This is a genomic window from Pseudomonas sp. MYb2 (genome assembly GCF_002979955.1).
Taxonomy (GTDB): Bacteria; Pseudomonadota; Gammaproteobacteria; order Pseudomonadales; family Pseudomonadaceae; genus Aquipseudomonas.
Genome location: NZ_PCQC01000005.1, coordinates 180,082 through 195,715, shown reverse-complemented (window position 1 = coordinate 195,715; position 15,634 = coordinate 180,082). Strand labels below are relative to the sequence as shown.

The following is a 15,634-nucleotide window of genomic DNA, read 5'->3' as shown; positions in this document are numbered from 1 at the left end:
TCTAACTTTTGTTCGACAGTCCTTCACGTAGCGGGTTTTCATCATTCACTACAAGCGGCCATTTACACGCCGATCAAGGATAGACCATGACCCTGCCCGTGCTTGCCGAACTGCCTGCCATTCTCCTGCCGTTGGTCACTCGATCCGAGCAGTCGTTCCGTACGGCCGTCGCCGCGCTTGAAGACGATCACGGCTTTGCCAACTGGACGCGAGAGCGCTGGGCGCAGTTCGCCCGCGTCACCGCCGCCAGCGAGTTTGTCATTGAACAGAGCGTTCGTGACCCTTTGATGTTGTTGGCGCTGGTGCAGTCCGGCGAGCTCGACCGGCCTTTTGCGCCGGGTGAATTGTGTGCGCAGATTTCTGCTGCCGTAAACGCGGCGCAAAGCGAAGACGAACTCGGTCGCGCCCTGCGCCGTCAGCGCGCCCGCCATCAGGTGCGGATCATCTGGCGTGACCTCACCCGTCAGGCCGATCTGGTGCAGACCTGCCGCGATCTCTCGGACATGGCCGACGCCACCATCGACCAGGCTTATCAATGGTTGTACAGCCGCCATTGCGAACAATTCGGTACGCCGACCGGGCGCCGCAGCGGTTTGCCGCAGCCGATGGTCATCCTCGGCATGGGCAAGCTCGGCGCCGTCGAGTTGAACCTGTCTTCCGACATCGACCTGATTTTCGCCTACCCCGAGGGCGGCGAAACGGTGGGCGTGAAACGCTCGCTGGATAATCAGGAATTCTTCATTCGTCTCGGCCAGCGCCTGATCAAAGCGCTGGATCCGATGACCGTCGACGGCTTCGTGTTCCGCGTCGACATGCGCTTGCGCCCATACGGTTCGTCCGGCGCGCTGGTGTTGAGTTTCAACGCGCTGGAGCAGTATTACCAGGATCAGGGCCGCGACTGGGAACGCTACGCGATGATCAAGGCGCGGGTGGTGGCTGGCGATCAGGTTGCGGGGGCGCAGTTGCTCGACATGCTGCGACCATTCGTCTATCGGCGTTACCTGGACTTCTCGGCGATCGAAGCGCTGCGCACCATGAAGCAGTTGATCCAGCAGGAAGTGCGGCGCAAAGGCATGGCCGACAACATCAAGCTCGGCTCCGGTGGCATCCGCGAAGTCGAGTTCATCGCTCAGGCCTTTCAGTTGATCCACGGTGGCCGCGACTTGAGCTTGCAACAGCGCCCTCTATTAAAGGTATTGAGTACGCTGGAGGGTCAGGGTTATCTGCCGCCGGCAGTGATCAGCGAGCTGCGCGAAGGCTACGAATTCCTTCGTTACACCGAACACGCGATTCAAGCGATTGCCGACCGCCAGACCCAGATGCTGCCGGATGGCGCGCAGGATCAGGCGCGCATCGCCTTCATGCTCGGTTTCGCCGATTGGGAGGCGTTCCACGAAAGACTGATGTTCTGGCGCGGCCGTGTCGCCTGGCACTTCGCGCAAGTGATCGCCGATCCCGACGAGGAAGACGGCACCGAAAGTGAAGTGGTGGTCGGCGGTGAATGGCTGCCGCTGTGGGAAGAAGAGCAGGACGAAGAGGCGGCTTGCCGACAGCTGGAAGAGGGCGGTTTCGCTGATGCGAGCAAAGCCCTGAAGGCGCTGGCCGGTTTGCGCAGCAGCCCGCAGTTGCGAGCGATGCAGCGACTGGGGCGTGAACGTCTCGATGCGTTTATTCCGCGTTTGCTGGCACAGGCAGTAGAGCACGCCAATCCCGATCTGGTGCTTGAGCGGGTGTTGCCGCTGGTGGAGGCGGTTGCCCGGCGTTCGGCTTATTTAGTCTTGCTCACGGAAAACCCCGGTGCGCTGCGGCGCTTGCTGACGTTGTGCGCGGCGAGCCCGTGGATTGCCGAGCAGATCACCCGCTTCCCGCTGCTGATGGATGAATTGCTTAACGAAGGGCGTTTGTTCAAGCCGCCATTGGCGCCAGAGTTGGCCGCCGAATTGCGCGAGCGTCTGACGCGAATCCCGGAAGACGATCTCGAACAACAAATGGAAGCCCTGCGCCATTTCAAACTGGCGCACCGCCTGCGCGTCGCCGCCTCGGAAATCGCCGGCAGTCTGCCGTTGATGAAAGTCAGCGATTACCTGACCTGGCTGGCCGAGGCGATTCTCGAGCAGGTGCTGGCCCTGGCCTGGCGCCAGACCGTGGCCAAACACGGCACTCCGCTGCGCACCGACGGCACTTTGTGCGATCCCGGTTTCATCATTGTCGGTTACGGGAAAGTCGGCGGTCTGGAACTGGGACATGGTTCGGACCTGGATCTGGTGTTCATCCACGACGGCGACCCGCAGGCGGAAACCGACGGTGCCAAGCCGATTGATGGCGCGCAATTCTTCACCCGACTGGGGCAGCGGATCATTCATTTGCTGACGGCGCAGACCAACTCGGGTCAGCTCTATGAAGTGGACATGCGTCTGCGTCCGTCCGGTGCTTCGGGGCTGCTGGTGAGTTCGCTCGGCGCGTTTGCCCGCTATCAGGAAAATGAAGCCTGGACGTGGGAACATCAGGCCTTGGTACGGGCGCGGGTGCTGGTCGGCAGTCAGGATGTCGGTCAGGCGTTCGAGAAGGTTCGTGCGCAGGTGTTGGGCAAATCCCGCGATCTGGCAAAGTTGCAACAGGAAGTAAGCGAGATGCGCGCGAAGATGCGCGACAACCTCGGCACCAAGAGCACCGCGGCCGGCACAGCGGCAAATGCCTTCGACGCCACGGCGCCGTTCGACCTCAAGCAGGACGCCGGAGGTATCGTCGATATTGAATTTATGGTGCAATACGCGGCCCTGGCGTGGTCGCACAGCCACCCGCCATTGCTGCGCTGGACCGATAACATCCGCATCACGGAAGAGCTGGAACGCGAAGGGCTGATGCCCGCCGAAGACGCCAGCCTGTTGCGTGAGGCCTACAAAGCCTACCGCTCCGCCGCCCACCGGCAGGCCTTGCAGAAGGACCCGGGGGTGATTGCCGGAGACCAGTTTGTCGAAGAACGGCGGCAGGTTTTGCGGATATGGAAAGAGATGGGGCTAAGCTGAAACGCAGATGTAAGAATGAATGCAAAACCCTGTGGGAGTGAGCCTGCTCGCGATAGCGGAGTATCAGACGACAACAATGTTGAATGTAACGACCCCATCGCGAGCAGGCTCACTCCTACAATGGATCTGCGGTGAGTCGCAGATGTGTGAATAGATGCAAAACCATGTAGGAGCGAGCCTGCTCGCGATAGCGGAGTAACAGTCGACAGAAATGTTGAAGGTAATGACCCATCGCAAGCCGCCGGTGTTCCCACAGTGATTATCGAGGCGGGGAGGCGTAAATGCCTCCCCGGTTCGTTTTTGGAAACCACATGAATATTCTGATCGTTGGGCCCAGTTGGGTCGGTGACATGGTGATGGCGCAGACACTGTTTCAGTGTCTCAAACAGCGCCACCCGCAATGCGAAATCGACGTGCTGGCCCCCGAGTGGAGCCGGCCGATCCTTGAGCGCATGCCCGAAGTGCGCAAGGCCTTGAGCTTTCCGCTCGGCCACGGCGCGCTGGAATTGGCGACGCGTCGACGCATCGGCAAATCCCTGCGCGGTCAGTACGATCAGGCGATTCTGCTGCCCAACTCGCTGAAATCGGCGCTGGTGCCGTTCTTCGCCGGCATCCCGAAGCGCACCGGTTGGCGCGGCGAATTCCGCTACGGTCTGCTCAACGATGTGCGCACCCTCGATAAAGAACGCTATCCGCTGATGATCGAGCGTTTCATGGCCCTGGCCTATGAGCCGAACGCCGAACTGCCGAAACCGTATCCACGCCCAAGCCTGCAAATCGATCCGGTCACCCGCGAAGCAGCGCTGGCCAAATTCGGCCTGAGCCTCGATCGTCCGGTGTTGGCCCTGTGCCCCGGCGCCGAGTTCGGCGAATCCAAGCGCTGGCCGTCCGAGCATTACGCCAAAGTCGCCGAAGCGCGTATTCGCGAAGGCTGGCAGGTGTGGCTGTTCGGCTCGAAAAACGATCACGCGGTCGGCGAAGACATCCGCGCGCGGCTGATCCCGGGCCTGCGCGAAGAATCGGTCAATCTCAGTGGCGGCACCTCGCTGGCCGAGGCCATTGATTTGATGTCCTGCGCCGACTCGGTGGTGTCCAACGACTCCGGTCTGATGCACGTCGCCGCTGCGCTGAACCGCCCATTGGTGGCGGTCTACGGCTCGACGTCGCCGGGCTTTACCCCGCCGTTGGCCGAGCACGTCGAAGTGGTCCGGCTGGGGCTCGATTGCAGTCCGTGTTTCGACCGTACCTGCCGCTTCGGCCATTACAACTGCCTGCGCCAACTGATGCCGGACGCAGTCAACGATGCCTTGCAGAAACTGCAGGGCTCCGTGGTCGAGGTTCATTAAGTTGCGGGTACTGCTGATCAAGACTTCATCGCTGGGCGACGTGATTCACGCGTTGCCGGCGCTGACCGACGCCGCCCGGGCGATCCCCGGGATCAAGTTCGACTGGGTTGTTGAAGAAGGCTTCGCCGAGATTCCGACCTGGCACCCGGCCGTCGATAAAGTGATTCCGGTGGCGATCCGCCGCTGGCGTAAAAACATCTGGAAGACCATTACCAGCGGCGAGTGGAAACGCTTCAAGCAAAGCGTGCGCGCGAACAAATACGACTTGGTCATCGACGCTCAGGGTCTGCTGAAAAGCGCCTGGCTGACCCGTTACGTCAAAGCGCCGGTGGCCGGTCTCGACAAAGGCTCGGCCCGTGAGCCGATGGCTGCGCGTTTCTATGACCGCAAACTGGCCGTGGCCCGTGGGCAACACGCCGTTGAGCGTGTGCGGCAGTTGTTCGCCATCGCCCTTGGCTACGACTTGCCGAAAGGCTTGGGCGATTACGGCCTCAACGTCGAGCGTCTGGTCGAGCTGCCGCGCAAAAACGCCTTTGTGGTGTTTCTTCACGGCACGACTTGGGACACCAAACACTGGCCGGAAAGCTACTGGCGCGAACTGACCGAACGCGTCGGCTATCTTGGCGTCGGCGTCAAACTGCCGTGGGGCAACCCGCAGGAAAAGGCCCGTGCCGAGCGTATTGCCGCCGGTTTCAAGCACGCCGAAGTGCTGCCGAAGCTCAATCTGGCCGGCGTCGGCAAAGTCCTTGCCGGGGCGCAAGCCTGTGTAGCGGTGGACACCGGTCTCGGCCATTTGGCCGCTGCGCTGGACGTGCCGACAATCTCGCTGTTCGGCCCGACCAATCCGGGTCTGACCGGCGCCTACGGCAAATTGCAGATTCACCAGGCCAGCGACTTCCCGTGCGCGCCGTGCCTGCAAAAGAAATGTACCTATCAACCGACCGCGCAGGATGCCCGTCAGTTTGACCTGAAGCGTGAGCAGCCGCTGTGCTTCACGCGTCTGAACCCCGAGCGTGTCGCCAGCCGACTGAGCACGTTGTTAATGGCTGAGGAGCTGCGCTGATGCAATTGGCATTCGTCCTGTACAAATATTTCCCGTTCGGTGGCTTGCAGCGCGACTTCATGCGCATCGCTCTCGAATGCCAGCAACGCGGTCATCAGATCCGCGTTTATACGTTGATCTGGGAAGGCGAGGTGCCGCCCGGTTTCGAAGTGCTGGTGGCGCCGGTCAAGGCGTTCTTCAACCATCGTCGCAATGAAAAGCTCAGCGCGTGGATGGCAGCGGATCTGGCCAAACGCCCGGTGGATCGTCTGATCGGCTTCAACAAGATGCCCGGTCTGGACGTCTATTACGCCGCCGACGGCTGCTTCGAAGACAAGGCGCAGAACCTGCGCAACTCGCTGTACCGCCGCTGGGGCCGTTATCGCCACTTCGCCGAGTACGAGCGCGCGGTGTTCGCCAAAGACGCGAAGACCGAAGTGCTGATGATTTCCGAAGTGCAGCAGCCGTTGTTCATCAAGCATTACGACACGCCGCTTGAGCGCTTCCACCTGCTGCCGCCGGGCATCGCCCAGGATCGCCGCCGCCCAGCGGATGCTGACGAAATCCGTGCCGGTTTCCGCGCCGAATTCAATCTGAAGAACGACGAATTGCTGCTGGTGCAGATCGGTTCTGGCTTCAAGACCAAGGGCGTCGATCGCAGCCTGAAAGCGCTGGCCGCATTGCCCGCGGAACTGAGAAAGCGCACCCGGCTGTTTGTAATCGGCCAGGATGACCCCAAATTGTTCCAGATGCAGAGCGCGACTTTGGGCCTGGGCGATAACGTGACGTTCCTCAAGGGGCGCAGCGATATCCCGCGTTTCCTGCTTGGCGCCGATCTGTTGATCCATCCGGCGTACAACGAAAACACCGGCACGGTATTGCTTGAAGCGCTGGTCGCCGGGTTGCCGGTGCTGGTCAGCGCGGTCTGCGGTTATGCCCATTACATCGCTGAGGCCGACGCCGGGCGAGTGCTGGACGAACCGTTCGATCAGGCGCAGCTGGCGCAATACCTGACTGACATGTTGAAAGACGACGCTGCACGCGCGGCCTGGAGCCGCAATGGTCTGGCCTTCGCCGAGACGGCCGACCTCTACAGCATGCCGCAGCACGCGGCCGATGTGATTCTGGCGGAGCACGCTTAATGAAGTTGATGCTGGCTGAACCGTTCAAAAGCCTTTGGGCCGGACGCGACCCGTTCGCCGAAGTCGAAGGCTTGCAGGGCGAGGTATACCGCGAGCTGGAAGCACGTCGGACACTGCGTACGGAAGTCGACGGCAACGGATTTTTCGTCAAGATCCACCGTGGCATCGGTTGGGGCGAGATTTTCAAGAATCTGCTGACCGCCAAGCTGCCGGTACTCGGCGCGGGTCAGGAGTGGAAAGCCATCCAGCGCCTGCAGGAAGTCGGCGTGCCAACCATGACCGCCGTCGCTTACGGTGAGAAGGGCAGCAACCCGGCGGATCAGCATTCGTTCATCGTCACCGAAGAACTGGCGCCGACCATCAGCCTTGAAGACTTCAGCATCGACTGGGTCAAGCAGCCGCCCGAGCCGAAACTCAAGCGCGCACTGATCGCCGAAGTTGCGCGCATGACCGGCATGATGCACCGCGCCGGCGTCAATCACCGCGACTGCTACATCTGTCACTTCCTGCTGCACACCGATAAACCGGTGACGGCAGAAGATTTCAAACTCTCGGTGATCGACCTGCACCGTGCCCAGACCCGCGCGAAAATCACGCAGCGCTGGCGCAACAAGGATCTGGCGGCGCTGTATTTCTCGGCGCTGGACATCGGCCTGACCCGCCGCGACAAGCTGCGTTTCCTCAAGGGCTATTTCCAGCAGCCGCTGCGGCAGATTCTAGCGGAAGAAGCGCCGTTGCTGAGTTGGCTGGAAGGCAAGGCCAACAAGCTCTATGCGCGCAAGCAGCGTTACGGGGATGCGCTCTGATGGCGGGTTGGATCCTTGAACCTGAATACAGCGATCTCGCCGACGACTTCGGCAGCCTCGAAGCGGTGTTCGCCCTGCAAGGCGAGCGCCTGACCCGCGACCCACTGTCGGAAGTCATCCGCGTCGAGCGCAATGGCGTCAACTACTACGTCAAACGCTACGTCGGCGCCGGTAAGGGCTTGCGCCGTTACCTCGGCAAGCCGCGGGTCAAGATGGAGTGGCAGAACCTCAAGCGCTTTGCCAAGTGGGGCATTCCCACCGCTGAAGTGGTGGCCTGGGGCCTGGAGCGACGTGGCGCGGCGTACGACCGTGGCGCGATGATCACCCGCGAACTGCCGCGTACCGAAGACCTCTCGGCGCTGGCTGAGCGCAACGATCCCAAGCTCAAGGATCGCGCCTGGGTCGATGGCGTGAGTCGGCAGTTGGCCGCTTATACGCGGATCATGCATGACCATCGCTTCACCCATAACGATCTGAAGTGGCGCAACCTGCTGATCGACGATCAGGCGCAGTTGTTTTTGATCGACTGCCCGAACGGCGATTTCTGGCGCGGTTTCTGGCTCAAGTACCGGATTACCAAGGATCTGGCCTGCCTCGACAAGGTCGCCAAATATCACCTGTCGAATACCCAGCGCCTGCGCTTTTACCTGCAATACCGTGGGCGTGATCGCTTGAATGGCGCTGACAAGAAGCGCATTCGCCACGTGGTGAGATTTTTCGAGGGACGCGAATGACTGATTTTCTGGCCGCTGAAGACCGTGCGCTGCTCGAGCGTAATGGCCTCGGCACTTTTGACGCCCTGTGGGCCAAGCAGCTCGAAGCGGTGGACGAACCGAACACCGACGGTGGCGGCTGGAGCAGCGTGTTTCGCCTTGAACTGGAAGGTCATGCCTATTACCTCAAGCGCCAGAGCAATTACCTGACCCGCACCTTGCACGCACCCTTTGGCGAGCCAAGTTTCGCCCGTGAGTTTCGCAATATCAGTCGTTACAACACGCTGGGGGTTCCGGCGCTGCAAGCGGCGTTCTTTGGGCAGCGCAAGGTCGACGGTGAAGTTCGCGCGATCCTGCTGACCCGGGCGTTGGACGGCTGGGATGACCTCGATTCGTTGTTGCAGCGCTGGTCAGAACTGACCGCCACGCAGCAATCGGCGATCCTCAAAGCCTGCGGGCAACTGGCGCGGCTGCTGCACGGTCTGCGTCAGGTGCACGGTTGTTTTTACCCGAAACATATTTTCTTGCAGGCCGACGGCGCGCAATATCGGGCGCAGTTGATTGATCTGGAGAAAACACGGCCACTGCTGTGGGGGATGCGCGATCGGGTCAAGGATCTGGAGCCGCTGCTGCGCCGCGCGCCACAATGGAACGAGGCGCAACTGCGCGAGCTGCTGGCGGCCTATGTCGATCAGTCGGTCGACAGCTCGCTGGTCAACGCGTGGGTTACGCGTCTGACCGCACGACGCAGTCGCAAGGAGACTCGCTGATGCACCTGTCCGACCTGAAAAATGCCGGGCGCACGCCAGGTCTGCCGCTGACGATTGCCCTGGCCGATGCCGCCGGGCCTGCCGATCTGCAGTTGCTGAGTCTGCTGCGGGTGTTGCCGGGGCAGCGTTATGTCGGTGCCGGTGTCTGGCGCGGTCGGCCAGTGCTGGCGAAGTTGCTGGTCGGCAGCAAGGCTGCGCGGCATTTTCAGCGTGAGCTCAATGGCGTGAAACTGCTGGCAGCGCAAGGCCTGACCACGCCGTTGCTGCTGGCCGATGGCTTGAAGGAAGGCGAGGGCGGCTGGCTGCTGTTCGAATTCCTCGAAGACGCTGAAAGCCTTGGCGATGCCTGGGCGCAGGTCGAGGCGTTGCCGGTATTGGCGGATGAACAATCGGCAGTGCTGGCCGAAGCGCTCGGTGCGATCGCGCAACTGCACGGCAAAGGCCTGTGGCAGCAAGACCTGCACCTCGACAATCTGCTGCGCCACGACGGCCAGTTGTACTTGATCGATGGCGCCGGGATCTGCGCGGAAACCGCCGGTCAGCCGCTGTCACGGCAAAAGGTGCTGGAAAACCTCGGCGTATTTTTCGCCCAGTTGCCCAAATCGCTGGAGCCGTTTACCGAAGAGTTGCTGGTGTATTACCTGCTGAGCAACGCTGAGCACGCGCTGCCGCTGGAAGCGTTGCAGAAGCAGATCGACAAGGTGCGCGCCTGGCGTCTGCGCGATTATCTGATCAAGGTCGGTCGTGAGTGCACACTGTTTGCGGTGCAGCGTGGTGCATTCGCTCTGCGCGCCATTCGTCGCGAGGAAGAAGCGGCGATGGTGCCGGTGCTGGAGCAGGCCGATGCGCTGCTCGATCAGGGGCATCTGTACAAGACCGGCGGTGCGGCGAGTGTCGGCAAGGTCGACGTGGCCGGGCGCACGCTGGTGATCAAACGCTACAACATTAAGAATTTTGCCCATTGGCTCAAGCGTTTCTGGCGCCCGAGCCGTGCGTGGCACTCGTGGCGTGAAGGCAATCGTCTGGCGTTCCTCGGCATCGCCACGCCGAAACCGCTGGCAGTGCTGGAAAAGCGTTTCTTGTGGCTGCGCAGCCGCGCTTATCTGATTACCGAATACCTGTCGGGGCCGGACATCATCGAGCGTTTTGCGCCATATGTTGAAAGTGGCGATGCACCGGAAACCGAGTTGCAGGCACTGGATCAGCTGTTCGCGCGATTGATTGCCGAGCGCATCAGCCACGGCGATTTCAAAGGCCATAACCTGTTCTGGCAGGAAGATCGCTGGGCGCTGATCGATCTTGATTCGATGTGCCAGCATGGTTCGCTGGGGAGTTTCGCCCCGGCCTATGCCCGTGACCGGGCGCGTTTCATGCGCAACTGGCCGCAGAGCAGCGCGTTGTATCAAGTGATCGATCAGCGGTTGCCTAAAGATATCTCCGGCGCTGCCTGAGCCGCCTTCGCGAGCAAGCTCGCTCCCACATTAAATGCGTTCAGGATGTGGGAGCGAGCTTGCTCGCGAAGAGATCGGCCGAAACACTACAAATCCCCACGGGGAAACGGTGCACAACACCCACTGACTTCTCCTACAGCTTCTACAGAAGCCATGAACTGTGCGGCCTCCAGCCCCGATGCTAGTTTGCCTGACGACTTCGGAGGGCAACGCTTGATGATCAACAAGGCTGCAACACTGGCTGTTTTTTCATGGGTTTTATCGGGCTGCGGCAGTGCCCTGACCGTGCTGCAGGACGACGCCGACGTCGCCCGCGACATGCGCAAACAGAAAACCTACTGCCAATCCATTCCGCGGATCTACAGCGGTCTGGCCTTCGATTTCTGCGTATTGAACGCACCTCCCGATCCCACGGGCTTCCTGGTGCCCTTCGTGTTGCTGGACCTGCCGCTGTCCGGGGTCTTCGACACGGTCTCGCTGCCGTACACGCTTTATCGGCAGATCGAAGATGGCAATCTGAATATTTACTGGCGTTCAGGTGGCGGGTAACTGGTTTGCCTTCGATAGCCAGGTACAGCGATGTCATCGTCTATGTCGATGAGAGCGGTGACCATGGGATGCAAACACTGGATCCCAAATATCCCGTTTTTGTGCTCGCGTTTTGCGCCTTCGACAAGCGGCATTACTGCGAAAAAGTCATTCCTGCCCTGCAGAAATTCAAGTTCACCCATATGGCCACGACCTGATTGGTCTGCATGAACTTGAAATTCGCAAAGAGAAAGGCGCGTTCTCAGGAGTTTTCATTTCCCGGGAGCACAAGAATGCTTTTCCTGAGGAACTGACGTGCATCATTGAAGCCAGCAACTTCGTTCTGATCAGCTGCGTCATAGACAAGGCTGCTCTGCGCGAAAGGCAAGGCCCCAGCCATAAACCATACCACCTCGCTCTCGGCTTTTGTCTGGAAACGCTCTATGAGTTCTTGCAGGAAAAGAATCAGCAAGGGGCAACGACGCATGTGATTTTCGAGCGCCGAGGGAGGCGGGAAGATAACGAGTTTGAGTTGGAGTTTCGCAGGATGTGCGGTGGTGCGAATCGTTTGGGAATTCAACTGCCATTTGACATCGTCTTTGCCACAAAACAAGTGAATTCCACCGGTCTGCAGCTCGCTGATCTCGTTGCGAGACCCATCGGCATGAGCGTTCTGAAGGCTGGTCAGGAAAATCGTGCATTTGAAGTACTCAAGCGCAAATTTTACTGCAGCGGCGGGCGGAACAAAGTCGGACAGGGTTTCGAGAACTGGGGCTTGAAGATTTTCCCCTCCCCAGAAAGCGAAAAGCCCCGGTGATCTCACCGAGGCATTAGCGCCGACCGGGATCCCCCAGTCCATTTGCGTACGAGCATATGACGAGAGGTACAGAGTGTCAACGCGCAGGCGCGGCAGTTCGGCTAGAGGCTTGTGGGCGCTTTTACGCTATAATCCCGCCCTTTAGCTGTCTCTCGCCCGGTGCGAGGGCACATCAATTTTCAAGGCGCATCGCGCCTGCATGCAGACTAAAGAGGCTAGACCCCTGTGGCATTGACGATTCTTGGCCTGTCCGGCGCCCTTAGCCATGATCCTTCAGCAGCCTTGTACATTGACGGCAAGCTGGTGGCGGCGGCTGAAGAAGAGCGCTTCGTACGCGATAAACATGCAAAGAACCGCATGCCCTACGAATCGGCGAAGTTCTGCCTGGAGCAGGCCGGTATCAAGCCGTCCGACGTTGACGTGGTGGCGATTCCGTTCGCGCCGATCAGCCTGTTCGGCGAGGCTCGCTGGCACTACGCCAAGCGCTACTGGTACGCGCCGGATCGCGCCCTCGATGCGATCCTGATGGGCAATCGTCGCTACAAGCGCTATCGCAACAAGATCGTCTGGTGCCTGGAACAGCTGGGTTTTGATCCGAAAAAGATCAAGATCGAGCCGGTCGAGCACCACTTGGCTCACGCCTCCAGCGCTTACCACTGTTCCGGTTTCCAAGAGAAAACCGCGATCCTCGGTATCGACGGCAAAGGCGAGTACGCCACGACCTTCTTCGGTTACGGCGAAAACGGCAAGATCCACAAGATCAAGGAATTCTTCGATCCGGACTCCCTCGGCGGCCTGTACGGCGCGATCACCGAGTTCCTCGGTTTCGAGATGCTCGACGGTGAGTTCAAGGTCATGGGCATGGCGCCTTACGGCGACGCCAGCAAATACGACTTCTCGCGTCTGGCCTCGTTCGAGAACGGCGAGCTGGTGATCAACACCGACTACGCCAACGTGATCGGCCTGCGTCGCTATAAAGAGAAGGGCAAAGGCTTCTACTTCTCGCCGAAGCTGATCGAATGGCTGGGTCCCAAGCGCGAAGGCGATATCGCTGACGAACCGTACATCCATTACGCCGCAAGCATGCAAGCGCTGTTCGAAAAGATCTCGCTGCAGATGATCGACTACTACCTGGGCGACGTGCTCAAGGAAACCGGCAAGCTGGCGTTTGCCGGAGGCTGTGCGTTGAACGTCAAGCTGAACCAGAAAATCATCGCGCGCAATGACGTCAAAGAGCTGTTCGTCCAGCCGGCCTCCGGCGATGCCGGCACTGCTGTCGGCGCTGCCGCTTACGTGTCGCACGCCCGTGGCGTACCGGTCGAGAAGATGGAACACGTCTACCTCGGCCCGTCGTACAGCAACGAAGACGTGATTGCCGCGTGCGCCCGTCACGAAAACAAGCCGACCTGGCGCAAGCTCGACAACATGCCGGAGCAGATCGCCAGGATCATGGTCGATGGCAACCCGGTGGCCTGGTTCCAGGGCCGCATGGAATTCGGTCCGCGTGCATTGGGTGGTCGTTCGATCATCGGTTGCCCGAGCATTCCCGGTGTGGCTGACCGCATCAACCACCAGATCAAGTTCCGCGAGCGCTGGAGGCCTTTCTGCCCGTCGATGCTCGACACCGTTGCACCGCAGATGATCAAGATCGATCACCCGGCGCCGTTCATGACCTTCACCTTCGAAGTGGCGGATGAGTGGAAAACCCGCGTGCCGGAAGTCGTCCACGAAGACGGTACCTCCCGTGCCCAGGTGCTCAAGCGCGAATACAACCCGCGCTACTACGACATGATGAAGGCGCTGGAAGTCCTGACCGGCAACGGCGTGTCGCTGAACACCTCGCTCAATCGTCGTGGCGAACCGATGATCTGCTCGCCGACCGACGCGCTGAACATGTTCTTCGGCTCTGATCTGCAGTACCTGATCATGGAAGACATTCTGGTGGTCAAAGAGGGCGCAAACGCTTATGACTCGCTCGGCTGAACGCCATGTGCTGCAGTTCTGTCACGGCTATGACGGGCCGTTCCTCGACTGCGCACGGCAGTATGCCAGCCTGTTCGCGGGCACCGGTTATCGGGTGACCACGGTCTTTCTGACCGGGGTCGCCGATAGCGAGGTGGCCGCAGCGTGTGCTTCCGATGAAGTGTTGTTCATGGAATACAGCTCCAAGGCCATTCGTGGCCTGAAGCTGGGCGCCATCGGCGATCTGCGCAAGATCGCCGCTTCACGCAATTTCAGTTTCTGCATCGCCCATCGCTTCAAGCCGATCTATATCGCCTTGCTCGGCACTTCGTTGCCGGTGATTGGCGTGCACCACGCGTTTGACGATTACAAACGCGGTACGCGCAAGCTGTTTGCGCACATTTTCCGTAAGCGTCTGAGCCTGCTCGGCGTGTCCGATGCGGTGCGCGACGACATGCGTCGTTGCCTGCCGAAGTGGCCGCAAGAACGTATTCAGACGCTGTATAACCGTATTGATGTGCCTGCGCTGCAATTCAGTCAGGTGTCCGTCCGCGAAGCCCGCGAGACCCTTGGCCTTGCACCGGATGCGTGGATTGTCGGCAACGTTGGCCGGCTGCATCCGGACAAGGATCAGGCAACTTTGCTGCACGGCTTTGCTGCGGCTTTGCCGGGTTTGCCGGGCAACAGCCAGTTGGTGATTCTCGGCAAGGGCCGTCTGGAGCAGGACCTCAAGGAACTGGCGCGCGAACTGGGTATCGGTGATCGCGTGCTGTTCCTCGGTCAGGTGCCGGATGCGCGCAATTACTTCCGTGCCTTCGATGTATTTGCCTTGAGTTCCGATCACGAACCGTTCGGCATGGTGCTGCTGGAGGCCATGGCCGCCGGCGTGCCGCTGCTCGCCACTGCGTGCGGTGGCGCGAAGGAAGTGGTGGAAGGCGTGGGCATTCTGTTTCCGCTAGGCGATGCCGAACACTTGGCGCAAGGCCTGCAACATCTGGCTGGTATGGATGATCAACAGCGTCTTCAGTGCGCCGAGATGATGCTCGATCGTCTGCGTGAGCGTTTCTCCGACCGTGCGGTGCGTGACACCTTTTGGCGTCTGCCGCAAGTTACCGATCTGGCACCGAGGGGCTGATGCTCAACCGATTTCAAGGCTGGCGCGAACGTGGCTGGTCGCCCGTTGACGCCTCCACCTATGCAACCACCTGGCGGCGTTTCGGTGGCAGCGTTGCGACTCACCCATTGGTGGTGGAGCGTCTGGCTGATCTCGCCGGCATCCCGGTGCGTTACCTGGCCTGGGAGCAACAAGGCGAAATCAAAGCGGCGATCCCGACCTGGGGACGCGATCTGGCGTTGTCCAAGGACGTGCTCAAGCGCAATGGCAAAAAAGGCTTGTTCGACCTCGGCAATGCCGAGCTGATCCTGCCGGCCGCCGTTGAGGCTCAAGCCCCGCTGCGCCATCGCGCACGCTACCTGTCGGCCCTCAATGAAAGCCGCTTCAGCGGCCTGAAGTTGCAGACCGAACAACTGGCCATGGCCCGCACCCCGGAAGATCTGTCGAAGAAATTCCGCTACAACCAGCGCCGCGAACTGCGTTTGCTGGAAGAGGCGGGCGGCGTGGTGCGTGCGGTCAGTGAGTTCTCCAGCGCCGAACTGGCGGCGATCTACTGCGATCTGTTTCAGCGTCGCTGGGGCTTCCCGGCCACAGGCGCGGCACGCATGGGCGAAGTGATCGAGCTGTTGCGCGAGCTGTTGATCGGCTCGGTGATCTTCCTCAACGATGCGCCGATTGCGATTCAATTGGTGTACCGCGTCGAAGCGCCAGAGTGGATCAGCGTCGAATACATCAACGGCGGTGTCGATCCGCAAACCCGCGATTTCAGCCCCGGCAGCGTGTTGAGCTTTCTCAATACGCAAAGCGCCTGGGAGCACGCGCGAGCGCTGGACAAGCCGCTGCGCTTTTCCTTTGGTCGCGCCGACCGTGAATACAAGGATCGCTGGTGCAATCCTGTGCCGGTGTTCACCGTATGA

Annotated in this window: 12 protein-coding genes and 1 pseudogene; all 13 read left to right on the top strand. The window is 60.4% G+C overall.

The annotated features are described in order from the left end of the window. Nucleotides 1-86: 86 nt before the first annotated feature. Nucleotides 87-3,026, top strand: coding sequence for a bifunctional [glutamate--ammonia ligase]-adenylyl-L-tyrosine phosphorylase/[glutamate--ammonia-ligase] adenylyltransferase (glnE, locus tag CQ009_RS10275; RefSeq protein ID WP_105705951.1), 2,940 nt, complete (start codon nt 87-89; stop codon nt 3,024-3,026). Between the two features lie 311 nt (nt 3,027-3,337). Then, nucleotides 3,338-4,372, top strand: coding sequence for a lipopolysaccharide heptosyltransferase II (gene waaF / locus CQ009_RS10270; RefSeq protein WP_064387782.1), 1,035 nt, complete (start codon nt 3,338-3,340; stop codon nt 4,370-4,372). A 1-nt stretch (nt 4,373) separates the two neighbouring features. After that, on the top strand, nt 4,374-5,435 hold the full coding sequence (gene waaC / locus CQ009_RS10265; RefSeq protein ID WP_064387783.1) for a lipopolysaccharide heptosyltransferase I: 1,062 nt from the start codon (nt 4,374-4,376) through the stop codon (nt 5,433-5,435). Further along, entirely contained in the window at nt 5,435-6,556 is a 1,122-nt protein-coding gene (locus CQ009_RS10260; protein WP_105705948.1) for a glycosyltransferase family 4 protein, read from the top strand. Before waaC ends, CQ009_RS10260 begins: the two co-directional genes overlap by 1 nt. Continuing rightward, nucleotides 6,556-7,362 carry a lipopolysaccharide core heptose(I) kinase RfaP gene (rfaP, locus tag CQ009_RS10255; RefSeq protein ID WP_064387785.1) on the top strand — a complete coding sequence of 269 codons (807 nt, stop codon included), beginning with the start codon at nt 6,556-6,558 and terminating at the stop codon, nt 7,360-7,362. The genes CQ009_RS10260 and rfaP overlap by 1 nt, the downstream gene beginning before the upstream one ends. After that, nucleotides 7,362-8,096, top strand: coding sequence for a lipopolysaccharide kinase InaA family protein (locus CQ009_RS10250; RefSeq protein ID WP_105705946.1), 735 nt, complete (start codon nt 7,362-7,364; stop codon nt 8,094-8,096). Before rfaP ends, CQ009_RS10250 begins: the two co-directional genes overlap by 1 nt. Continuing rightward, nucleotides 8,093-8,845 carry a lipopolysaccharide kinase InaA family protein gene (locus CQ009_RS10245; protein ID WP_105705944.1) on the top strand — a complete coding sequence of 251 codons (753 nt, stop codon included), beginning with the start codon at nt 8,093-8,095 and terminating at the stop codon, nt 8,843-8,845. The genes CQ009_RS10250 and CQ009_RS10245 overlap by 4 nt, the downstream gene beginning before the upstream one ends. Beyond that, nucleotides 8,845-10,296: a lipopolysaccharide kinase InaA family protein gene (locus CQ009_RS10240; protein ID WP_105705942.1), complete on the top strand. Its 1,452-nt coding sequence runs from the start codon at nt 8,845-8,847 to the stop codon at nt 10,294-10,296. Before CQ009_RS10245 ends, CQ009_RS10240 begins: the two co-directional genes overlap by 1 nt. 216 nt (nt 10,297-10,512) lie before the next feature. Then, the gene (locus CQ009_RS10235; RefSeq protein ID WP_177430978.1) at nt 10,513-10,845 is read left to right on the top strand and encodes a YceK/YidQ family lipoprotein; all 333 of its coding nucleotides are present in this window, start codon (nt 10,513-10,515) and stop codon (nt 10,843-10,845) included. Between the two features lie 20 nt (nt 10,846-10,865). Then, nucleotides 10,866-11,641: pseudogene (locus tag CQ009_RS10230) on the top strand (DUF3800 domain-containing protein); the annotation flags it as partial. Between the two features lie 225 nt (nt 11,642-11,866). After that, entirely contained in the window at nt 11,867-13,624 is a 1,758-nt protein-coding gene (locus tag CQ009_RS10225) for a carbamoyltransferase (RefSeq protein ID WP_064387790.1), read from the top strand. Beyond that, complete coding sequence (locus CQ009_RS10220; protein WP_105705938.1) at nt 13,608-14,738, top strand: glycosyltransferase; 1,131 nt, start codon at nt 13,608-13,610, stop codon at nt 14,736-14,738. The genes CQ009_RS10225 and CQ009_RS10220 overlap by 17 nt, the downstream gene beginning before the upstream one ends. After that, nucleotides 14,738-15,634, top strand: coding sequence for an antimicrobial resistance protein Mig-14 (locus CQ009_RS10215; protein WP_064387792.1), 897 nt, complete (start codon nt 14,738-14,740; stop codon nt 15,632-15,634). Before CQ009_RS10220 ends, CQ009_RS10215 begins: the two co-directional genes overlap by 1 nt.